General features: G+C 37.1%; 18 protein-coding genes. 17 read left to right on the plus strand and 1 reads right to left on the minus strand.

Annotated elements, in window-relative coordinates; all coding sequences use genetic code 11:
- The first annotated feature begins 18 nt into the window (after positions 1-18).
- From DET49_RS06660 to DET49_RS06740, 17 genes are all read left to right on the plus strand, one after another.
- The gene (locus DET49_RS06660; RefSeq protein ID WP_243729555.1) at positions 19-1266 is read left to right on the plus strand and encodes a UDP-glycosyltransferase; all 1248 of its coding nucleotides are present in this window, start codon (positions 19-21) and stop codon (positions 1264-1266) included.
- Positions 1266-2417: a glycosyltransferase gene (locus DET49_RS06665; protein ID WP_243729556.1), complete on the plus strand. Its 1152-nt coding sequence runs from the start codon at positions 1266-1268 to the stop codon at positions 2415-2417. Before DET49_RS06660 ends, DET49_RS06665 begins: the two co-directional genes overlap by 1 nt.
- Position 2418: 1 nt before the next feature.
- Positions 2419-3603 (plus strand): hypothetical protein, encoded by a 1185-nt coding sequence (locus DET49_RS06670; protein WP_133547326.1) that lies wholly within the window; start codon positions 2419-2421, stop codon positions 3601-3603.
- A gap of 8 nt (positions 3604-3611) precedes the next feature.
- On the plus strand, positions 3612-4709 hold the full coding sequence (locus tag DET49_RS06675) for a glycosyltransferase family 2 protein (RefSeq protein WP_133547327.1): 1098 nt from the start codon (positions 3612-3614) through the stop codon (positions 4707-4709).
- A gap of 118 nt (positions 4710-4827) precedes the next feature.
- Complete coding sequence (locus DET49_RS06680) at positions 4828-5823, plus strand: N-acetylneuraminate synthase family protein (protein WP_133547328.1); 996 nt, start codon at positions 4828-4830, stop codon at positions 5821-5823.
- Positions 5824-6135: 312 nt separating this feature from the next.
- Entirely contained in the window at positions 6136-7710 is a 1575-nt protein-coding gene (locus DET49_RS06685) for a glycosyltransferase family 2 protein (RefSeq protein WP_133547329.1), read from the plus strand.
- On the plus strand, positions 7711-9579 hold the full coding sequence (locus tag DET49_RS06690) for a hypothetical protein (RefSeq protein ID WP_133547330.1): 1869 nt from the start codon (positions 7711-7713) through the stop codon (positions 9577-9579).
- A gap of 107 nt (positions 9580-9686) precedes the next feature.
- Positions 9687-10844 carry an acylneuraminate cytidylyltransferase gene (locus DET49_RS06695; RefSeq protein ID WP_133547331.1) on the plus strand — a complete coding sequence of 386 codons (1158 nt, stop codon included), beginning with the start codon at positions 9687-9689 and terminating at the stop codon, positions 10842-10844.
- Positions 10837-11709, plus strand: a complete 873-nt coding sequence (locus DET49_RS06700; protein WP_133547332.1) for an N-acetylneuraminate synthase family protein — start codon at positions 10837-10839, stop codon at positions 11707-11709. The genes DET49_RS06695 and DET49_RS06700 overlap by 8 nt, the downstream gene beginning before the upstream one ends.
- A 20-nt stretch (positions 11710-11729) precedes the next feature.
- Complete coding sequence (locus DET49_RS06705) at positions 11730-12725, plus strand: glycosyltransferase family 2 protein (RefSeq protein ID WP_133547333.1); 996 nt, start codon at positions 11730-11732, stop codon at positions 12723-12725.
- Positions 12715-13521 (plus strand): class I SAM-dependent methyltransferase, encoded by an 807-nt coding sequence (locus DET49_RS06710; protein ID WP_133547334.1) that lies wholly within the window; start codon positions 12715-12717, stop codon positions 13519-13521. The genes DET49_RS06705 and DET49_RS06710 overlap by 11 nt, the downstream gene beginning before the upstream one ends.
- The gene (locus DET49_RS06715) at positions 13521-14807 is read left to right on the plus strand and encodes a glycosyltransferase (RefSeq protein WP_133547335.1); all 1287 of its coding nucleotides are present in this window, start codon (positions 13521-13523) and stop codon (positions 14805-14807) included. The genes DET49_RS06710 and DET49_RS06715 overlap by 1 nt, the downstream gene beginning before the upstream one ends.
- Positions 14808-14853: 46 nt before the next feature.
- Positions 14854-15921 carry a glycosyltransferase gene (locus tag DET49_RS06720; protein WP_133547336.1) on the plus strand — a complete coding sequence of 356 codons (1068 nt, stop codon included), beginning with the start codon at positions 14854-14856 and terminating at the stop codon, positions 15919-15921.
- On the plus strand, positions 15921-17282 hold the full coding sequence (locus DET49_RS06725; protein ID WP_133547337.1) for an O-antigen ligase family protein: 1362 nt from the start codon (positions 15921-15923) through the stop codon (positions 17280-17282). Before DET49_RS06720 ends, DET49_RS06725 begins: the two co-directional genes overlap by 1 nt.
- Positions 17239-18255, plus strand: coding sequence for a glycosyltransferase family 4 protein (locus DET49_RS06730; RefSeq protein ID WP_133547338.1), 1017 nt, complete (start codon positions 17239-17241; stop codon positions 18253-18255). The genes DET49_RS06725 and DET49_RS06730 overlap by 44 nt, the downstream gene beginning before the upstream one ends.
- Positions 18252-19265 carry a glycosyltransferase family 4 protein gene (locus DET49_RS06735; RefSeq protein WP_133547339.1) on the plus strand — a complete coding sequence of 338 codons (1014 nt, stop codon included), beginning with the start codon at positions 18252-18254 and terminating at the stop codon, positions 19263-19265. The genes DET49_RS06730 and DET49_RS06735 overlap by 4 nt, the downstream gene beginning before the upstream one ends.
- A gap of 92 nt (positions 19266-19357) precedes the next feature.
- Positions 19358-20752, plus strand: coding sequence for an exopolysaccharide biosynthesis polyprenyl glycosylphosphotransferase (locus DET49_RS06740; protein WP_133547340.1), 1395 nt, complete (start codon positions 19358-19360; stop codon positions 20750-20752).
- 48 nt (positions 20753-20800) lie between these two features.
- Here DET49_RS06740 and lnt read toward each other — a convergent pair whose 3' ends face one another.
- Entirely contained in the window at positions 20801-22393 is a 1593-nt protein-coding gene (lnt, locus tag DET49_RS06745; protein ID WP_133547341.1) for an apolipoprotein N-acyltransferase, read from the minus strand.
- Between the last annotated feature and the right edge of the window lie 145 nt (positions 22394-22538).

A 22538-nucleotide genomic window follows, 5' to 3' on the forward strand; every position in this document is an offset into this window, starting at 1 on the left:
CCCCAAAGCCCAATTTAATTGAAACCTCCTCAGATAAAAAATATCCTTGTTGTTGCAGAGTCGATAGACGTAGAAGATAGTAGTGGTACTAAGGGGCGGGTAGCTTTAATTAAAAATTTAAAAAAAGCTGGATTTGAGGTAGTCGTTTATCACTACACCCGAAGAGATATTCAATTGGAAGGAATACCCTGTGTAGCCATAAAAGAGGATAGAAAAAGCATTCTGTTTTTTTTAAGCAGGTTTGAGCGTTTTTTGCGGTATAAATTTAAATTGTTCCTTCATAAACCTTTGGAGAAAACTTTCGGTTTTTCATTTACTGTTTTTAATGATCGCAATAGTATTGTTGCCGCTTTGAAAAATGTGGATATGGAACCGGATCTGGTTTTGACATTGAGCAAGGGGGGAAGTTTCAGGCCACATCATGCCCTTTTGAAAATACCGGAATGGCACTCTAAGTGGATGGCCTATATGCATGATCCATACCCTATGCACCATTACCCTAAGCCCTATACCTGGACGGAACCGGGAGCTCCTAAAAAGGAAGCATTTATAAGGGATATCTCAGAAAAAGCCGCTTTTTCCGCTTTTCCAAGTCAGTTACTTAAAGAATGGATGGTACAATTTTATTCTAGCTTTCTGAGAACAGGAGTGATTATTCCTCATCAGCTCGTAGAAAAAGAAATGGTGGATGTGAATTTTCCTGTGTATTTTAATCCCAGGGAATTTAATATATTACATGCAGGAAATCTTCTGGGAGCAAGAAATCCTAAGATTTTAGTGAATGCCTTTAAAAAATTCCTAAGGCTTAATCCCAGGGCCATGAAGTCTTCCAGGCTATTGTTTTTGGGTGGAAATAATCAACGTTTGGAAAAAGAAAGCAAAAGTGAAAATATCTTTGTGAGTAATGAATATGTAAGCTTCGATCTTGTATATCATATGCAGCAGCATACGGCAGTAAATATAATTCTTGAAGCAAAATCTGATATTAGTCCGTTTTTACCGGGTAAGTTTCCCCATTGTATTAGTTCAAATAAGCCAATTTTATTATTAGGTCCCAGAAAGAGTGAAGCTCGCAGACTATTAGGTGAGGAATATCCCTGGTGGTCTGAAATAGATGATGAGGAAAGAATAATTAACCTTCTTTCTCAATTATTTCTGAAATGGGAGGAAATTTCCGGAAATTTTAATGTTGATTATTCTGAAATTAAATACTATTTATCCGAGGAACATTTGAAAAATGTAATTCAAACTTTAGGTAGTCAATAATGAAAATTCTAATGATCTCTATATTTGCACCTCATTTTTTTAACTGGACAGAGCAGTTAAAAGATTCCGGCCACGAGGTTTATTGGATTGATGTTTTTGATTCTAATACTTATGTGGAGAAGATAGATTTTATAGATCAAATTATCGGTTGGAAAAATCACATCAATTATCCCGGTCGATACTGGATAAAAAAGAACCTGCCGGGCTTATACGGAGCAATAAACAGATTTAATCAAAGAGATTTAACAGGTGTCGTAGAGGAAAAAATTAAGCAAATAAATCCCGATATTGTTCAGAGCTTTGTACTTCAATCTGGTGCTTACCCGATCTTATCTGTGATGAAAAAGTATCCCGAAATAAAATGGGTGTTTTCTGCCTGGGGGAATGATCTTTTTTTTAGACAGCAGAATGAAAAGGATTTGAAAGACATTAAAAACACTCTGCCTGAATTCGACTATATGTTTGCTGATTGCAACCGAGACTATATTGTGGCGCGCAATCATGGTTTTAAGGGTAAGTTCTTAGGAGCTTTCCCCGGAGGAGGAGGATATGATCTTCATAACTTGGAGACTCTAATGAAACCATTGAATCTGCGAAAAACAATTCTCATTAAAGGTTACCAGGGTAAGCTTGGGCGATGTAATAGGATTTTAGAGGCAGTGTATTCAATTAAAGATGAGTTGGCTAATTACTCAATCATTATTTTCGGAGATAACAACGCAGTTAGTGACTACTTAAATAATAAAGAAATGAATTTATGGCCTAATCTTTCTCAATTAGGATTGGTGTCTCAAGAAGAGGTTTTACATTTAATGGGGCAATCTATAATTTATATCGGGAACAGTATTTCAGACGGTATGCCCAACACTCTTTTAGAGGCAATTGTAATGGGGGCTTTCCCCATTCAGTCTAATCCCGGAGGTGCCACTGCAGAAATTGTGGAACATGCTAAGGGAGGTTTTCTTATTGAAAATCCTGAAGATCCGAAAGAAATAAGAAAATGGATTTTAAAAGCTGTGAATAATCATCATAAAATAAGGCAAGGTATTGAGTATAATCTTAAAAATATAAGACCAGAGCTTGAAAGAAAAATTATAAGAAATCGTGTTCTTGAGCAATATTCAATTATAGAAGAGGAATTAAAAAATTAGAATGATAGTCATTAATAAGCCGAAATTATTTATTGAAGCTGAATTTGTAATAATTTCTTCAGAGATAAATATTTTTGAAGAAAAGGAAATCTTGTGGTATAAATTCCCGGTGGAGTTCCAGAATTATCTAGTAACGGAGAATTTAGATGCTTTCCTGGTAGGGTTATTGTTTTTGGGTTTAAAAAATGGGTATGATATTAGACTGGAAAGTCAGGTATCTGAAAAATTATATTATAATTTAACTCACTATTTAATTCCAGCTCTTTGCCTTGCTAATCCGGCTTTAACCAGAATTGAAATTCTTCCAAAAGAATTAAACGGCCAAAATCTAAATACTGGTAATATTGCAGGGACCGGACTCTCCTGTGGTATAGATTCTTTTGCTACATATTATGATCATATTAAGGAAAATGGAAGATTTTCAATAGGATATTTCACCTTTTTCAACGTGGGATCCCATGGTGATATGGGAGGGGAGAGGGCTAGAAAAGTTTACAAGGAACGCTTACATGCAGTTCGTGAATTTGCAATGGGTGAGAATAAAAAAGTTATAACCGTGGATTCCAACTTAAGTGAAATTCTTCAGGTTAATTTTCAGAAATCTCATAGCCTAAGAAGTATTTCTTGTGTTCTTCATCTTCAAAAATTGTTTAGAAATTATTATTATGCTTCTGCTTATAGATTTGATCATTTCAAGCTGAATCTAATAGATACCAGTGATTCAGATATTTTTAATCTCAATATGCTAAGCACCGAATCCACCAGTTTTTATTCATCCGTTGCACAACTTTCCAGAGTAGAAAGAAGTCAATTGGTTAGCCAAAATCCTTCCACATATCCATTTCTGGATGTTTGTACAAATCCGTGGATAGATAAGCCATATCTTAATTGTTCCTATTGCTATAAATGCCTTAGAACTCAATTGACTCTTGAAATTGGAGATAATCTAAAATTTTACAATCAGGTATTTGACTTAAAAAAATATCAGGAAATAAAGTATAAATATATAGGGGAATTATTGGGCAAAAATGGAAAGTCTCCATTGGATCAGGAGCTTATTGCATATTTAAAGGAGAGAAATTACCATCTTCCTACAAAAGTTTACATTTATGGATTACTTTATAGGTATAATTTCTATAAACTTAAATTAAAAAGATATTTTAAAGAAATCATTGAAAATAATTGAGCCGTCAGATGATAAGTATTATTTACGCAAATAGGAATCGTGATATTAAACGAATAAAAGATTCTTTAGATTCCCTGGCATCTCAAAACTCCAAAAATTTTAAGGTAATTTTCGTTGATTATGGTAGTCGCAAAGATCTTGTAAATGATCTAAAAATGATTGTTCAAAAATACGAGTTTACCATTTTTTTTAATTTAGAAGTTTCTCAATTATTATGGAACAAGAGTAAGGCTTTAAATTATGGAATAAATCATGTAGATACACCATTTACCTTTATCGCTGATACAGACCTTATTTTTCATCCTAATACTATTTCATACCTTCAGAGTTTAGAAGTAGGTGAAAAATTTTTCTTATTCCGCTTAGGATATTTAAGTCAGGCGCAATCTAAAAATGTTGGAATAAAGGATTTTGAGGAATTGGAACCTTCAAGATTTGGAAAGGTTAATGGGATGGTACTTGCCTCTACAAAGTCACTACGGAAAGTAAACGGGCTGGATGAGTTTTTCCATTTTTATGGTGCAGAGGACGAAGATCTGTTTGCTCGCCTCGAGAACGCAGGTTATAAGAGGGAAATGAATAAAGCGAAAATCTTCTATCACAATTGGCACCGAACATTTTCTAGTTCAAAAGATAAATTACTAACAGGAAATCCAAGAGTAGAGAATATAATGCGGGTAAACCAGCGGCATTATCAGCGTAACAGAGAGCGTGGAATTTTGCAACCTATTGGTCAAGATGGGATGGGACAGGTATTAGATCCTGCGCTGGTAAAGGCGTTAAGTAATCCAGGTAAAACTTTTAAAATCTTCAACATTCTCGCACATGTAGAGCATTTTTTAAGAGAAGAGTTACCTTCGCATTCAGCAGGGGAAATAGTAAAAGTAGAATTCGTAGAAGATTCTTATTACTCCTCACTTAAATATAAATTAAAAAAGATATTAGGAAAGCAGACGCAACCCTACTGTTCAATGAAAGAAGTGAATGATCTGGTGTTAAAGGAGATTCTTTATAATTATCGGAACCATAATTATTCATTCGAAATAAAAACAAACCTAAAAAGCATTGTTTTTTGTATTCAGTTATTAGGCAAAAATTCAGGTTAAATTTTTTTTGGTAGTTTTCGAGATAAAGGCAATTTTAGTAGGAGTAGAAAAGCAAATATGATGATCTAATTAACCGTGTTTAAAGAACGGATTGGGTAAAATGAAATAATAGTAGGGTATGTATATAATAGCTGAGGTCGGGCAGGCCCATGAAGGAAGTTTAGGTTTAGCGTTATCCTATATCGATGCTCTGGTTGAAACAGGAGTAGATGCCGTAAAGTTTCAGGTGCATATAGCAGAAGCGGAAAGCAGTAAATTTGAAAATTTTCGGGTGAAATTTAGCCAGCAGGACAAAACCCGTTTTGATTACTGGAAGCGTATGGAATTCAGTTTGGATCAGTGGAAGCTTCTTAAGCAAAGGTGTGACGAAAAAGAGGTGGAGTTTCTGGCCTCTCCTTTTAGCAATGCAGCTGTTGACCTTTTAGAAAAAGTGGGAGTGAAGCGTTATAAAATAGGTTCAGGAGAGGTCAATAACTTTCTATTGCTGGAAAAAATAGCAAAGACTGGGAAACCGGTGATCCTTTCTTCCGGGATGAGTTCATTTGAGGAAATTGATAGAACGGTGGAGTTTCTAAAAAAACGAGAAGTGGGGTTTTCAATTCTACAATGTACCACAGCCTATCCTACAAAGCCGGAAGACTATGGATTAAATGTGATTAAGCAGCTTACGGATCGCTACAAGGTATCGGTAGGCTATTCCGATCATTCAGCACGCCTTGAGACCTGCATCGCAGCAACTGCAATGGGGGCTGAAATCTTGGAATTTCACGCGGTTTTTGACCGCCGAAGCTTCGGGCCAGATGCTACTTCTTCCTTGGAAATTAATGAGATAAAAAGTTTGGTAAAGGCCGTAAGAAATATTGAAAGCTCTCTAAATCACCCTGAAGATAAATCGAATAATTCCTTTTTTAGTAGTCTAAAAAGCATCTTTGAAAAATCCCTTTCAGTAAATAAAGATTTGCCTGAAGGTCATAAACTGACATTTGAAGACCTGGAAACAAAAAAGCCTAAAGGTTATGGGATTGAAGCCGCAAACTTTGAAGAGGTGCTTGATAGGGAACTGAAAAGAGGCATGAAGCAGTGGGAGTTTTTAAATCGGGAAGACTTCTTTTGATTCTTATTCTTCATTGCGAACTTTTTTAGGGTAAAGTAATCGGTATTATGTTGAATGGATTGTTGAAAGGAAATAAAATATGATTTCGATAGATTGCTTTAGTTGTTCCTTTCGTAATGTTGGTTTTTTAGTTTCTACTTACAACTATTAAAAACCTAACGATCCCCCTCAGAGAATACGGATGTGCAAGAATTGAATTGGTAAAGAGGTTGCTATTTTCCAATCAACCAATTTCCAAACAAAAAACTAAAGACCACATTCTACTGACAGATGTCAAATTTATTTACATTTGTTTAAATCCGAAATACTTCCATGATACTAATCCTCCATCAACATGCTAAGATACTTGTCCGTGTTAGTTATAATCGGGAAGAGCTGAAATTTGAGGAGACTGATTTATGCCGGGTTTTCTGGAAATTAGCTGAAGATTATCCGAAGGAAATTATCGCTTGGTGTGCAGAGGAATTTGAAAATGATTTGAATCAGGATAATTGGAGTGAGGTTTTTCATCACGATCTAATTATGGCCTCCTATGGAATTAAATCTGACTATCTCTCTGAAAAAATTGGCTATATCGATCAGCTTCCATTTGTAAATATAAATCGTGAAGTGCAATACCCAACCTGGAGGATGAGCTCAGATGTAGGAGGTATAGTAGGGAATGTTTTACTGCCGTTTAAGGAAATGTTTGGACAGATTAGAGATTTTGGGTTTTTACTCAATTCCATTGCAAAATTGGGACAGCAAAACGGACTTTTTTGTTATTCTAGTCCTAAATTGATAAAACAGGAATTGGAGAAAAGAGTTATCGAAACGAAAGTGAAAGCCAAGGCCGGAAACCGAAAACTTTTTTTCTTTGTGAAGGCACATTATAAAAGCGTCCGCCTCTGGTTGCTTTTTTGGTGCTTTATAAAATATGAGAAGTCATTTCCTATAGAAGTCTTGATTATGAGCTTTTTTCAGGAAAAATACTTTAAAAAGAAGATAAACCTAAGCCAAATAGAATTGCAATCAAAAATAGCGGGAAACCCTGTTAATTCCATAGATGTTATTATCCCAACTCTAGGGCGTAGAGAATATCTTCTTCAAATGCTGGAAGATTTGAAAGTTCAGATCTTGTTTCCAAAAAAAGTAATCGTGGTTGAACAGAACCCTGATCCAGTAACCCAAAGCGAACTCCCGGAACTAAGGGAACAAAACTGGCCCTTTGAGATTGTACATCATTTTACCCATAAAACCGGAGCCTGCCATGCTCGGAATCTAGCCTTAAAAGAAGTGAATGCCAACTGGGTATTTTTCGCCGACGATGATATAAGATTTGAAGCAGGTTTATTACAAAAGAGCCTGGATGAATTAGAAAGGCTTGGCGCAGATTGTCTCAATATAAATTGTAAGCAAGAAAGTGAAAAAACCGTTTTCCATAAAATTAAACAGTGGGGTAGTTTTGGTTCAGGAACCAGTATAGTAAACGCAAGATATTGTAAAAAAATTAGCTTCAATGAAATTTTTGAATATGGATTCGGAGAGGATCAGGATTACGGGATGCAGTTACGAAATGCTGGCTGTGATGTGATTTACCATCCAGATATAGAGATACTGCATTTAAAAGCACCCCGCGGTGGATTCCGAGAATTAAGTGTTCCTCCCTGGGAGGATGATAAGGCAAAACCTTCTCCTACCTTAATGATCTATGCAAAGAAATATTATACTGAGGAACAACAGAAAGGCTATAAAAATGAGCTGCTTCTGCGATTTTACTCTCAACAGGAAATAAAGAATCCTTTTAATTATTTAAAAAGGATGAAAAAAGGTTGGAGAGCTAGCGAGGCCTGGGCTGAAAAATTACAAAAAGAAAGATCTGAAAAAGATATGATAACTTCTGGTTGAATGATGAAATTCTTAGTTACAAATAGGCAGAATCTAGACATGCTGAATCTACCCAGGGGGTGCCACCTTTATCAATTGGGGAAGTTATCACTTATTTCAGAAAACAAAATTGCTCCGAAGAATATTGATCAAATGTATCTTTTTAATGATGGGTATTTGAAAGATTTAGACAAGGATGTCTCAGAGCTGACATCTCAGAAAATAGGCGTATTAAAGGCTATTTCCGGAGGATGGCCCCTGCCTGAAAATATTACTGGTTCTTTTTCAGCCGTAATGATTGCAGAACAAGAAGAAACAATAAGCCTCTGCACAGATCTGATTGGACTTTACCCTCTATATTATCTCATGGACGATAATGATTTCTTTTTTTCAAATTCTATTATTTTAACAGGAATAATCTCCTGTGCTAAGATTGATCCCACGGGAGTTTTGCAACGCAGTTTGGGACCCGATTTTTCCAATCAGGGCTCCCGTAGTATTTTAAAAAATTGTAAGCGATTATTACCAGGAGAATGCCGAAGATATGATTTCGAGGGAAATTTGATCTGCGTCGAATTTGATAACCGATTGTATGAAAATTTAAGTAAATCCGATCAGGATCACGATCTGGCGAAAGATTACTGGAAGGCTTATAAAAAGGAAGTCCTGTATTGCTTGAATGATTCTGAAAAAGTAAATATAGCCCTTAGTGGAGGAATAGATAGTAGGGTAGCTCTGGGCTCAATTCCGGAGGGGAAAGATATTACCTGTTATACTTTTGGCAGTCGTGAGAATTATGAATCAAAGATTGCGGCTAGATTGGCGAAGTTAAAACCGGCAAAATTTAAGGCCTGCTACCAACCTGAATTATATTTCCCTTCTTCAGAATTACTAAGAGAATATACATGGCAAAGCGAGGGGCTGGAACTCTGCTCCTGGCTGGAAATTACCGAAAATGTAAATAACCGGGAAAAAGAACCTTTGTTATTAGGTGAGCTCTGTGAAGCCCTGCCTGCAAGAAAAATTGCCAAGTTTTCTTCAAGAGATTTTCGACAAAATAATTTCATAAAGTATTATCTTAAAAATGAGGATTATAATTTTGAAGCTTCCTCTCCTTCTAAGTTCGAGAAATGGAAGCAGAAAAAGCTAAAGACTTATCTAATTTTCTTTCACGAGAAAAACCTAGCAAAGTTTGATTTGGATTTTGATCATGAACAGGTAAGGAAAGAGCTTACCGCTGATCTAGAAGAGATCTTTGGTAGGATTGAAGCGCATAATTTAGCCTATACTGAATTATACGATGAACTTTTCTCCTGGTATACTTATACCCGAATGCGTCTCTCCAAACAACTTCTTGTTGCCAATACTAAGTTTAATGCGTATTCTCCGGCGATGTCGTTGCAAATGTTGAAAAGGACAAGTAGCTTGCATCCTAATATTCGTTTAAATTATCGCTTTGTAAATAAGCTGTTTTCTGTAAATAAAGAATTGAGGAGATTTTACAGAGTTCCCACTAATCAAGCCCCCTGGGTGCCTCAGAGTGCACCGGATCTATTTAAATTTGTCAGTTGGGGCTTGCGCTCCAAGATCGATCAATTTTTTATAAAACGTCTCATGAAAGCTGGTAACCCGAATAAACGTTACCGACTTTTTAAATCAATTAACTGGGTGCAAGTTTATCAAAACCCCAATATGGAGAAAAACCTGTATGAGTATTTCCAAAACGATCATTTAGGAAGACAGTATGTTGAAAGTATAAAAACCCAGGCTAAAAACCGTAGGGATTTGAAACAATGGCCTTTTGCCAATATGAACATCATTAATGCTGGGGCTTTAAATGCTGAGTTAGATCAAATATTTAAAAATAGGGAATTTAAAAATGATTGTTAATTTAGAATGGTTTATGGCTTAATTTCCAATATGGCTATGTAAATACTTTGAAAGGTATCCATGGTGTTGAGCGAACCTCTTAAATTAGAACTCCTAAACTATAGAAAATGAAAAAAATAGGATTTATTCCACTCAGAAAAAATTCAAAGGGAATAAGGGGAAAGAATAAAAAAAAGTTATTAGGGAGACCTTTGTTTTGTTGGGTATTAACTGAAGCCATTTTTTCGAACCTTGATAGAATTTATGTCTATACCGATGATGAAGATATTTTCAACTTTATTGAGATACAATTTTCCTGGTCTTCCAAAGTAGAAGTGATGAATCGCTCTATAGAAAGTGCAACTGATGAGGCTTCTACAGAACAAGCAATTTTTGAATTTTGTGAGAAAATAGATTATAATTTCGAAATATTCTGTTTACTACAGGCAACATCCCCATTTACATCTCGAATTCATATTAACGAGGCTTTAAATCAAATTGATAAAGGGAGAGATACCGTGCTTAGCGTCGTGCGAGCCTACAGATTTTATTGGGATGAAAACGGGAGTCCCATTAATTATAAACCAGAACAAAGACCACGCAGACAGGATTTTAAAGGTAATTTGGTAGAAAACGGGGCGCTCTATATGAGTAAAAAACAAGCGCTAAAAAGTAGTAAAACTCGAATAAGTGGTAAGATTGGTTTTATAGAAATGCCGGAATATTCATATACTGAAATAGATTCGGAAACCGATTGGAGCATTGCAGAAAAATTAATATTTCGAAATTTACAAAGCTTAAGATCAGCTGCAAAAATAACGCATTTATTTTTGGACGTAGACGGGGTTTTTACTGACGGGAGAGTTCTTTTTTCAGAAAGTGGTGAATTGGCTAAAGTTTTTGATATGCGGGATGGTATGGGTTTGGAAATATTAAGGCAGCAGGATGTCGAGGTAGCGGTAATGACTTCAGAGGATTCAGCCCTGGTATCAAAAAGGATGGAGAAATTGAAAATTGGTGAAACTTATCTTGGTGTAAAGGATAAATATGCTTTTTTGCATAAAATTATTTTAGATAAAAAAATATCATTCTCACAAATAGCATATATTGGAGATGATATAAATGATATGGCCTGTATGAGTGCCGTTGGATGGGCCATTGCTCCTAAAAATGCTATGGCCGAGATAAAAGAAATAGCCGACTTGAATCTTTCGTCAGATTCTGGATCGGGGGCTATTCGTGAAGCCTGCAACTTTATTATTAAATATAACAAAAGATTTGAATAAGTATAAAGAACCCTACGTAATAGCGGAGATTGGCTGTAATCATAAAGGAGATATGAATATAGCCCGGGATATGATTAAAACAGCAAAAATATTTTGCAATGTAGATGCTGTAAAATTTCAGAAAAGAAATAATAAGGAATTATTAAGCCAAGAACAGTATGTGAAGCCACATCCTAATCCTGTCAATTCCTATGGATCTTCCTATGGAGAGCACAGGGAGTTTTTGGAATTTTCTGTAGCACAACATCAGCAGCTTAAGGAATATTGTGAAGAATTAAAAATCACCTATTCAACTTCGGTGTGGGACCTTACTTCGGCTAAGGAAATTTCCGGTTTAAATCCAAAGTTCATTAAAATTCCTTCGGCTTGTAATAATAATCAGGTAATGTTATCCTGGCTTTGTGATAATTACCCTGGGGAAATTCATATTTCAACTGGGATGACTACTAGTGATGAAATAGGAAAGATTGTTGATTTATTTAAAGAGAAGAAAAGAAATAGGGATTTAATACTATATAATTGTACTTCCGGATATCCTGTTCCCTTTCAGGATGTATGTCTATTAGAAATAAATAAACTAAGAGAAAAGTACCAGGAGAGCATTAAAGAAGTAGGTTTTTCTGGACACCACCTGGGGATAGCTGTAGATGTGGCGGCATATACCTTAGGTGCCTCTGTAATCGAGAGGCATTTTACCCTGGACAGAACCTGGCGTGGAACAGATCATGCTGCTTCTTTAGAGCCAGAAGGTTTGCGGAAACTTAACCGAAATTTATGGGCGGTAAACGAGGCGCTTAATTTCAAAGAAAAGGAAGTTCTGGATATTGAACAGGAACAAAGAAAGAAGTTAAAATTCCGTTCGTAATATAAAAGGAAATCCACTTCATGAAATTCACCTTAATTGTTTGTACTTATCAGCGTCCTAGACCTTTGATTCAGCTATTGGATTCAGTGGTTGAGCAAAGCCTTTATCCAAATCAAATTCTTATCATTGACGGTTCCAAAGACGAAGATACCCAAAAAATACTTAGGGATTCTTCTTTTTCCAACCTGGAGTATTTTAAGGTGAAAGAAAGCGAAAGGGGACTAACAAAACAACGCAATTTCGGCATAAAAAAAGTGAATTCATATTCTAATTTTGTTTGTTTTCTTGATGATGATATCATCCTGGAATCAGAATATTTCGAAAAACTTATTGATACTTATGTAGTTTATCCCGATGCCATCGGGGTGGGTGGATATATAAGCAATGAAGTCCACTGGAACAAAAATGATGCAGCACCTTACTTCGATGAATTTAAAATGGATGGCTATATTAGAAATCTGGGCAGCCGGAATCTTCTTCGAAAGAAACTTGGTTTCTTAAGTGACCGTCCTCCGGGAATAATGCCGGAATTTTCCAATGGCTTATCAATCGGCTTCTTACCTCCTTCAGGAGAGACCTATCCGGTGGAGTACTTTATGGGAGGGGTGGCTTCTTACCGAAAGAATATCTTTGATAAGTTTGGTTTTTCCGAATACTTCCAGGGCTACGGACTATATGAGGATATGGACTTTTGTTTAAGGGCATCTCGACTGGGACAGTTATATGTTAACACCGCCGCCCGGGTAAAGCATCATCACGAACAATCAGGTAGGCCGGATAAATTTAAGTACGGGAAAATGGTAATCAGGAACGGCTGGTATGTGTGGCGTGTTAAATATCCCACTCCCTATTTAAAGGCCAGGTTGAAGTGGCATGGCACGGCATTTTTATTAACTTTAGTGCGACTGGGAAATGTGATTACAACCCAAAATCGAAAAGAAGCATTCGACGAAAGCCTTGGCAGGATAGCCGGATGGTGGAGCCTGCTGCTAAATAAGCCTAAACATGAAGTCTGAACGTAAACTCCTAAACGATAGGCAGAAAGAATTTTATGATACCAAGCAAAAAAATGCTGCTACCCGGCTGTGGTCTTTTTTTAGAAATGGTGTTTTGAACCGGATTAAAAAAGACATAGGAGTAGAGCGGGATATTTATGATTTACACAAAAGCTGGTTCGGAGACCTTTCACAAAAAAAAGTACTCGACCTGGGATGTTATGCCGGAAATTCACTGAGTTTTTACCTGGCCCAAAATTCCAAAGAATACCTGGGGATAGATCTAAGTCCAAAAGGTATAAGCAACTTGAGTCGACGACTGGAAAAGCTGCCGGGGGCTAGGGCAGAGGTAATGGACTTTCTTTCAGAAGACTTCAAGGAAAAAGATTTTGATGTGATCTATGCCTATGGGGTACTGCATCATTTTAAGAATGTCGATGAAATCATCGCTAAACTTAATGAAAAACTTAACCAGGACGGAATTATTGTAAGTCATGATCCATTGCAATCCAGTTTGCCTATAAAATTCATTAGAGGTATTTATCGCCCCTTTCAAAGTGATAAAGCCTGGGAGTGGCCTTTTTCAAAGAAAACCTATTATAAGTTTGAAGAAGCATTTGATATAAAGGAGCGCCGGGGAGTGCTTGGAAAGGCAAAATGGAGCGCATTTATCGGTTTTATACCGATTTCAGAGGCTAAGAGAATGGAAAAGGCTAAAGCCTGGCACAGGGGTGATTGGGAGAACTCTCTAAAATCAGATAAGCACATGTTTGATTGTATGCATTTAAGTCTTCTAATGCAAAAAAAAACTCAGTAATGCGATTCGCAGTATTTACCCACGTGATACACAAACAACTTGCAGATAGGTTATATGCCTATAGTCCTTATGTGAGAGAGATGAATTTGTGGTTCAAAAATGTAAAGGAGGTGGAAATAATAGCACCAGCCCTCCAGATGGCGAAGAAGAAACATTCATCAGATGAACCTTACAAGCATTCTAATATTGTTTTTATCAAGATTCCGTCTTTCCATCTACTGAATTTTCCTGCGGTTTTGGATGCTGTCATTAAAATTCCTTTTATTTTTTTTAAAATTGTGGGGGCAATGCGACGGGCTGATCATTTACACTTAAGGTGCCCAGGAAATATTGGTTTACTAGCCGCAATTTCGCAGATTTTTTTTCCAAAAAAACCTAAAACCGTAAAATACGCAGGAAACTGGGATCCAAAAGCTAAACAGCCCTGGACTTATAAACTTCAACGAAAAATATTAAGCAATACTTTTTTAAGCAGAAATATTAAAGTATTGGTGTATGGTAACTGGACAAATCAATCAACTAATATATTACCTTTTTTTACGGCGAGCTTTTCAGAAAAAGAAAGAGAATCCACTGTGAAGAATTTCAAACCACCTTATAAGTTTATATTCACGGGAAATCTTGTGAAAGGAAAAGGAATTTTTAAGGCTATTAAACTTATTGAAACCCTTAAAAATAGAGGATTGAAATCTGAATTAGAAATCTATGGGGATGGAATTTTAAAAGACTCAATCCATGAATATATTCAGAGGAAAAATTTTCAAAATGTCATAGAATTAAAGGGTCGGAAAAGCCTGGAAGAATTAAAAGAGGCCTACAAAAAAGCGCATTTTGTTATTTTGCTTTCAAAAAGCGAGGGATGGCCAAAAACGATAGCAGAGGGAATGTGGTATGGTTGTATACCCATAGCTTCGGCTGTGAGCTGTGTGCCATGGATGTTGAACGCCCCCCCTATCCCGGTAGAAGGACCTAGTCTAATTATTCCTGCAAAAAGAGGAATTTTGCTAAGTAATAGACTTCTCTATAAATTGCAGGATAACGGGCAGTTTAAATGGTTTCAGAATGATGCGAGAGGAATACCTGAAGATAGAGCGAGAACAGGTTTTTCTCAGTCACCTGAAGATACATCCCGTGAAGAAATTGATTTGTCAGCAGTAGTCAAAATTCTGAAACATTCCGAGAATTTAAGGGAAATGTCAAGAGCGGGACAGGAAATCAGTCAGCAATATACTTTAGAGAGATTTGAGGCAGAAATTAAGAAACTGTTGGTTTCGAAGAAAACTTAAACCCTGAAAAAAATCAGAGTAACGGTTAAACCACTAATATTAAAAAGTGAAAATACTCCAATTAATAGATAGTTTAAGACCAGGTGGTGCGGAAAGGATGGCAGTGAACCTTGCCAATGCTTTAATTGACGAAATAAGCGCTTCCTATCTATGTTGTACGCGCTTTGAAGGAATGTTGAAGGAAGAAATGAATGAGCAGGTTGGCTACCTTTTTTTAAACAAAAAACACAGTTTCGACCTGCAGGCTTTATGGAGGATAAGAACATTTATTAAAAAGGAACAAATAAATATAGTACACGCTCATGGGACATCCTGGTTTTGGGGAGTATTATTGAAAATGTCAGGTTTGGAAATAAAACTGGTTTGGCATGATCACTATGGAGAATCAGAATTACTCAATAAGCGCGATATTAAATTTCTACGACCGCTTTCTAAAAATTTTAACGGAATAATTGTGGTGAATGATGGTTTGAAGACGTGGGCACAAAAAGAATTAAATTGCGCGACTGTAGTACAACTGAATAACTTTATAGAACCATCAAAAGTGATGGATTCTGGAGTACAACTCAAAGGCGAGCTTACTGATTTTAAAATTGTTTGTGTTGCCAATCTAAGACTACAGAAGGATCATTTAAACTTACTTGCTGCTTTTGAAATGATAAAGATGGAGAAAATCAGTTTACATTTGATTGGTATAGATCCTGGTACTGCCTACGCTCAAGAAGTCAGGGAAAAGATAAGTAATTCAGACAAGAAAATTTTTTACTATGGAAGTATCTCGAATGTCTTTGGTTTGTTAGGACAGGTTGATCTTGGGGTTCTGAGTTCACGCTCAGAAGGGCTACCTCTGGCTCTATTGGAATATGGAATGGTGGGAATTCCAGTGATTTGTACCGAAGTGGGGCAATGTAGAGAGGTGCTTGATGATGCAGCGCTACTTATTCCACCTTCAAGTCCTGAAGTGCTGGCCGAGGCAATTGAGTATTATTTTTATAACCCAATTAGGAGAAAAAAAGATGCCCAGAAATTACACGAAAAAATTAAAGAGGCTTATTCCAAAGAATCCTTAATGCCCGTGCTATGTAATTTTTATAGAAAACTGATTGAGATTTAATGGCAGTTAAAAGTAGATACAAATACAATTATATTGAGTTGCTCCTCATACATTTGGGGATGGCTGTGGCTATCTACCTTTATCGTCCAGCTTCACAGTTTATTTTGTTAGGGGTTTTAGCTTATTTTACTTTTCTAATAATTATTAAAGAAAATCGGAATAATGAAGCCTTAATGGCCGCGGCTTATATAGCAGGAGCCGAAGTTTTTTTTAGGCAAACCGACGGCATGATTTTTTATGAAACCGGGAAATATATGGTGATTGTTTTCTTGTTGATGGGCATGTTTTTTAAAGGCACCTCTTCCCGTACTATTCCGTATTGGATATTCTTGCTTATACTTATCCCGGGTATTGTTATAGGGGCCATGAATATAGGTTTTAAAACCGATTTCAGGGAGGCGGTTGCGTTTAATCTCAGTGGTCCGGTTGCTTTGGGAGTTTCTGCACTTTACTGTTATTATAAAAAAATAAATACAGAGGATTTCCAAAGGGTGATCATAATGTTGTTGATGCCGCTTCTTGCACAGATGTTCTATCTCTACCTGTATACCCCGAGCATGATGGATGTTGGAATAAATCTACAGGCGAATTACGCCGCCACCGGTGGCTATGGGCCAAATCAAATATCAACTGTGTTTGGTTTGGGCGCGGTTTTACTGGCTATGAGGCTATTTACAATTAAACATAAACTTATTAATATTCTCGACCTGGTTCTTCTGGGAATGATGGGCTACCGTGCCCTGATTACCTTTTCCCGGGGGGGAGTCTTTACCGCTATTCTCTGTATTGTAGCATTTATTATTATTTTATATTATAAAAGAGGCGCCAGGGAACAAGTCCAACTGAATTTTAAGCTTTTTCTCCTATCAGTAGCAACCTTATTGCTTTGGTTATTTTCCTTGGCCCAAACCAAAGGCCTTTTAAGTAATCGATACACCAATAGGGATGCGGCAGGGCAATTGAAAGATGATATCACAACCGGCAGGGTGGAGCTGGTTGAGACAGAATTGCATGCATTCATTAATAATCCGGTTACGGGAATCGGTGTAGGGAAAGGTTATGAATATCGGGAAGAAAACCTGGATGTATCCATAGCCACTCACAATGAAATTAGCCGATTGCTCTCAGAACATGGACTTTTAGGATTGGTTGCCATTCTAATTCTTATCTTAGTTCCTATAATTTTCTGGACAAAGTTTAAGAACAATTATTATTTTTTGGCGTTCTTAGCATTTTGGTTTTTAACCATTAATCATTCGGCGATGCGAATTGCCCTGCCGGGTTTTGTTTATGGGCTGGCCTTATTATATATAGTAGATGACAAAAAGCATCCTGTACATAGGAAACGACTTACAGATTAATAGCTTTACGGCTACCTACATCTCTTTCTTTAGTAAAATGTTGCGCAAGGAAGGTTATAAGGTAAAGACAGCTTCTACCAGAAGCAATAAAGCGCTGCGCTTAATCGAAATGCTCGGCCTTATTGTTCGATATCATAAAACCACGGATATTGTTCTTATCGATACTTATGGTGCGATGAATTTTTACTATGCCTACCTCGTAGCTAAAACCTGCCAGGCCTATAAAGTAGATTATATACCCATTCTTCATGGTGGAAATCTCCCCGAACGTCTACGTGCGAACATAAAATATAGTAAAAGTCTTTTTGGAAAAGCAAAAATAAATATTGCGCCTTCTGAATTTTTATATGATATTTTCCAGGCCGAAGGATTTTATAATACTCGGATTATTCCTAATGCGATTCAGATGGAGAATTATCCGTTTAAAAAACGGGAGAATTTTAAGCCTAAATTACTTTGGGTGAGACGATTTCAGAAACGTTATAATCCGGTAATGGCTCTGGAAGTATTATTGATGCTGAAAAAAGATTATCCTGATGCCGAGCTTTGTATGGTGGGTCCTGATAAGGATGGAACTATGAAAACCTGCAAAAAATTTGCTAAAAAGCATCAGCTGAATTTAAAATTTACCGGAAAATTAAAGAAAAAAGACTGGGCTAGACTTTCCAAAAACTATGATTTTTTTATCAATACCACTAATATTGATAATACACCTATTAGCGTAATCGAAGCAATGAGCCTGGGACTGGCCGTTGTTTCTACAGACGTGGGGGGCATGCCGGTGCTAATTAATAATAATTCCGATGGGGTATTGGTTCCGGTTAATAATGCCAAAACGATGGCCGCTGAAATTGATGATCTGATAAAGAATCCAGAAAAAGCCATTTCTCTTACCGGGAATGCCCGGGAAAAAGTAGCGGCTTTTTCCTGGGAGAACGTGAAATCTCAGTGGAACAGGGTTCTTAACTCATGAAAAACCTGCTTTATATTGGCAATGAGTTGGAATCACGAGGAGGTTCTCCCACCACTATAGACCGATTAACTCCCTTGTTTAGAAAAGAAGGTTTCCAGGTCAAAACAGCCTCTGCAAAGAGAAATCAATGGTTGAGGTTGTTTGAAATGCTGACAAGTATAATTAACAATAAGTCCTGGACAGAGTTAGTGCTTATTGATACTTACAGCACCCGAAATTTCTGGTACGCTTTGCTTTCGGCAGAACTTTGTGAAAAACTGGATTTAGATTATATGCTCCTGCTTCACGGCGGAGATCTTCCCCAGCGATTAAAAAGGAGCCCTCATTTATCAGCTTCCATATTTAAGAATTCAAAATTGAATATTGCGCCCTCAGCATATCTTTTTGAGGTTTTTCATAAAACAGGCTACAATAATCTTAAATATATTCCGAATGCTATTTTTCTAAAGGATTACCCATTTAAAGTCCGAAAGATTTTGAAACCCAAGCTGCTTTGGGTACGCGCTTTTGCAGCAATTTATAATCCCATGTTAGCTTTAAAGGTCTTTGAAGCTTTGTTAAAGAAATATCCAGAAGCGGAGCTTTGTATGGTTGGTCCCGAAAAGGATAGATCTTTTGAAGAATGTTTGAAGTATACTCAGCAAAATAAGTTGCCGGTTAATTTCACCGGAAAACTAAGCAAATCAGAATGGATCAAACTTTCTAAAGATTACGATATTTTTCTCAATACGACCAATATTGATAACACTCCTGTAAGTTTAATCGAAGCAATGGCACTGGGTTTACCTATTGTATCTACAAGGGTAGGCGGTATTCCATATTTGATTGAGCACGAAAAAACTGGGTTATTGGTGCCACCCGATGATAAATCCGCGATGCTAATCGCTATAGAAAACTTGCTTGAGAAGCCTGACTTCGCTAAAAACCTTAGTCAAAATGGCCGGTTACAGGCAGAAAAATTTGATTGGAAAGTCGTAAAGGAGGATTGGAAAGAAGTTTTGCTCTCCTAATACTTTTCTACTTAAAGCTTATCTTCATTTTCCCCTATTAAAAGGTGCAGAAATCAAAAAAATTCTATCTTTAGCCCATAAGTAGGTAAGCTATGTCCCAACGGCCACTTGTACATTTTGAAATCTCTGAGCGCAAGGTGTTGTTGCGCTTGTTTGACTCGGTGTGTATATTAATCTCTCTTAGCCTGATAGGTATTATCTTTGAATTTGATTATTTCAGGATCGATTCTCAAAACTGGTACTGGACGCTGGTTTTACTGTTGTATTTTAATCTTTTTGCCAGTATTTTTGAACTCTATGATCTTCAAAAAGCATCCAATTTTGATAGCATTTTACAAAATTCGATATTAAGTTCAGGAGCTACGGTTTTATTCTATATGCTTACCCCGCTATTAACCCCCAGCCTTCCTGAAAATCGGGTGCAAATTCTATTCTTCTTTCTCGCTATTTTGATTCCGCTGCTGTTATGGCGCCTGGTGTATATCACTTTAATTTCTTCCCCGCGATTTTATAAACGTGTTTTAGTGGTTGGAAATTCTTTTGATATCAACCTCATAAGTTCAGACCTTCAAAAATCTGATCCCAATTATGTAGTGGTGGGATATATAAAAACCGAAGACCGAATCCCTTCAGAAATTGATGAAGATAAACTGATACGCTTTGAAATTAAGGATCTAAGGGAAGCCATTAAGAAACATCATATCAACGAAATCGTTGTGGCCAGCGGATATAAAAAAGGTTTAATGTTATCGCTGTATAATCAACTGAGTTATCTGCTTAAAGAAGGTTTTCCCATTAAAGATTATACCCAGGTATACGAGGAGGTCACCCAGAGAATCCCTGTACAGCACGTGGATAAGGACTTTTACAGGTATTTTCCATTTAGCCGAAGCAATCAGAATAAATTCTACCAGTTTTTCTTCAGGATCTTTGATATCATTATAGCTCTGATCGGACTCACCTTTTTTGTCTTCATCCTTCCTATAATTTTATTGGCTAATCTTATTGGAAACCGGGGATCGCTTTTTTATCGCCAGGAAAGAATTGGGAAATTCGGTAAAGTCTTCAGGATTTCAAAGTTGAGGACGATGGTGAAAGATGCCGAACCAAATGGCCCTCAATATGCAGATAAAAATGATTTGCGGACAACCAGTTTCGGAAAGTTTTTAAGAAGATCCCGTCTTGATGAAATTCCGCAATTTTATAATGTATTAAAAGGGGAAATGAGCCTGATAGGACCGAGGCCAGAAAGACCTGTCTTTGTCAAGGAATTGTCGGAAGTAATTCCCTTTTATGAAACGCGGCATGTGATAAAACCCGGGTTAACCGGATGGGCCCAGGTAAAAGCGGATTATGGGAATTGTCACACCGATAGCCTGGTGAAACTCCAGTACGATCTTTATTATATTAAACATCGTGGCATCTTCCTGGATTTAAATATTATCCTGAAAACCTTAAGTACTGTTATTTTCTTCCGGGGACAATAATTCAGTAAGTTCCAGTGTTTCCGTAATTGTAACGTAAGGGTTTTTTATCTAAGAAGGCCTGTTTCTTTTATATTTAACAATGGCAAACAAAAAAATGAACAACGCCAGGAATTGGGCTATTCTTGCCAGGTAATCCCCGTATTTTACGTAAAAAGTTTTCTCTGTATTGAGATGAATATCCGACTTTATACTGCCCCGCTTCTCATATCCAAGGCTTTTAGTAACTTCCCCCTTTTGATTTATAAAGGCTGAAATACCCGTATTGGCACTTCGCACCACATCACGACGGGTTTCTATAGCACGCAGCTTTGCATAGCTAAGGTGCTGTTTGTGGCCCTGGGTATTTCCCCACCAGGCATCATTGGTAATGATACTCAGAAAATCAGCACCGTTTTTCACATACCCGGTTACATAGGCTCCATAAACGGACTCATAGCAAATTATTGGCGCGGTGGCCCATCTGTTGTTTAATAAAAAGACTTCACGATCTTCCTGGGTGGTTTTCATGGCCACAGTCCCGCCAAGGTCGATCATAACATCGCCTAAGATGGGTTTTAGGATTTCCTGGTATGGGAAGTTTTCTACCCCTACCACGAGTTTAGATTTATGATAAAGCTGCGGCTCACTATCGGCAGTCATTAAAAAGGCTGAATTATAATCATCATACCAGTCATTGGGACCTAACTGATTGCTTTGAGCCCTGACTTTATCAGGATCACCGAATCTTTCGAAAAAAGAAATTCCGCTGAGAAAATTGACCTGGGGGTAGCGGTTTATGATCTGCCTGGCAAAAAATGCTGCTTCAGAGCGTTCGAAATTTGGCAGTACGGTGCCATCGGCAAAAACCGTTTCTGGTGCTACAATAAGTTTAGTGTCCTTACTGACCTTTTCTTCACTCAATTCCAGAAGTAATTCCCCTATTCGGGTATCGGTGGTGTTGTATTTTTCAGTGTAAGGATTAATATTTGGCTGTAGTATAACTACTTCCAGGGTTTCTCCTTCTTCGTTTACTTGGTTTAGTATGAGGTATGAAACCCCTATCGGAATTAAGATCAGTAATCCCATTTTGAAGATTCCGCGGTAAATAAAAGTTTTGTCTTGGAATTCCTTATAAAGTAGCACCGCTTTAAAGCAGGCGATATTTGCAAGCCAGATCCAAAGTGTGCCCCCGAAGGTGCCTGTATATTCATACCACTGTACCCAGTTCTGGAATTCTGAAAAAGCATTTCCAAGGTTTAACCAGGGCCAGGAAAATTCCCAGGCCAGATGCATTTTTTCAAAAACCATCCAGATGCTTATCAGAAAAGCTGAAGCTGCACTAAAACCTGTTCGTTTTGCTACTATATGATAGAGTAAAAAAACCAGTGCCATAAGTAAGGAGTTCACCAGGATCGCAAAGGCGCCACCAAAAGGGGTAGAAAAATAGAGCCAGTAGGTGGTGGTGAGATTCCAGAGAAAAAAACTGAGATAAGCCAGGCCTAATATCTTCCATTTTATATACTTCTTTTTTGAGTTTCTGACCTTGAATTCTACATATAGTAGGGGAACAAAGGCAAAAAATAAAAGTAAGGGGAAGCCATATGTCGGCCAGGCCAATGCCAGTAAAAGTCCGCTTGAAATAGCGTAAAGTAGATTTTTCATACCAGGTAATTCTATTCAAAAATAGCAAACTATTATTTTCTAATGTGATTTTAGCCGTTACTTTGAAGTTAAAGCTTTTGTAATTCTCTACCGGGAAAGTAAAAAAACTTGTGGAAACAGGCCGCAATTGATTAGTTTAGTATTT

The organism is Salegentibacter sp. 24, from assembly GCF_004362395.1.
Lineage (GTDB): Bacteria > Bacteroidota > Bacteroidia > Flavobacteriales > Flavobacteriaceae > Salegentibacter.

What these genes read in the sequence shown, in the direction of transcription:
- DET49_RS06665 (WP_243729556.1), top strand. Translation starts at nt 1,266, where the DNA reads ATGAAAATTCTAATGATCTCTATATTTGCACCTCATTTTTTTAACTGG.
- DET49_RS06670 (WP_133547326.1), top strand. Translation starts at nt 2,419, where the DNA reads ATGATAGTCATTAATAAGCCGAAATTATTTATTGAAGCTGAATTTGTA.
- DET49_RS06675 (WP_133547327.1), top strand. Translation starts at nt 3,612, where the DNA reads ATGATAAGTATTATTTACGCAAATAGGAATCGTGATATTAAACGAATA.
- DET49_RS06680 (WP_133547328.1), top strand. Translation starts at nt 4,828, where the DNA reads ATGTATATAATAGCTGAGGTCGGGCAGGCCCATGAAGGAAGTTTAGGT.
- DET49_RS06685 (WP_133547329.1), top strand. Translation starts at nt 6,136, where the DNA reads ATGATACTAATCCTCCATCAACATGCTAAGATACTTGTCCGTGTTAGT.
- DET49_RS06690 (WP_133547330.1), top strand. Translation starts at nt 7,711, where the DNA reads ATGATGAAATTCTTAGTTACAAATAGGCAGAATCTAGACATGCTGAAT.
- DET49_RS06695 (WP_133547331.1), top strand. Translation starts at nt 9,687, where the DNA reads ATGAAAAAAATAGGATTTATTCCACTCAGAAAAAATTCAAAGGGAATA.
- DET49_RS06705 (WP_133547333.1), top strand. Translation starts at nt 11,730, where the DNA reads ATGAAATTCACCTTAATTGTTTGTACTTATCAGCGTCCTAGACCTTTG.
- DET49_RS06710 (WP_133547334.1), top strand. Translation starts at nt 12,715, where the DNA reads ATGAAGTCTGAACGTAAACTCCTAAACGATAGGCAGAAAGAATTTTAT.
- DET49_RS06715 (WP_133547335.1), top strand. Translation starts at nt 13,521, where the DNA reads ATGCGATTCGCAGTATTTACCCACGTGATACACAAACAACTTGCAGAT.
- DET49_RS06725 (WP_133547337.1), top strand. Translation starts at nt 15,921, where the DNA reads ATGGCAGTTAAAAGTAGATACAAATACAATTATATTGAGTTGCTCCTC.
- DET49_RS06730 (WP_133547338.1), top strand. Translation starts at nt 17,239, where the DNA reads ATGACAAAAAGCATCCTGTACATAGGAAACGACTTACAGATTAATAGC.
- DET49_RS06735 (WP_133547339.1), top strand. Translation starts at nt 18,252, where the DNA reads ATGAAAAACCTGCTTTATATTGGCAATGAGTTGGAATCACGAGGAGGT.
- DET49_RS06740 (WP_133547340.1), top strand. Translation starts at nt 19,358, where the DNA reads ATGTCCCAACGGCCACTTGTACATTTTGAAATCTCTGAGCGCAAGGTG.
- lnt (WP_133547341.1), bottom strand. Translation starts at nt 22,393, where the DNA reads ATGAAAAATCTACTTTACGCTATTTCAAGCGGACTTTTACTGGCATTG.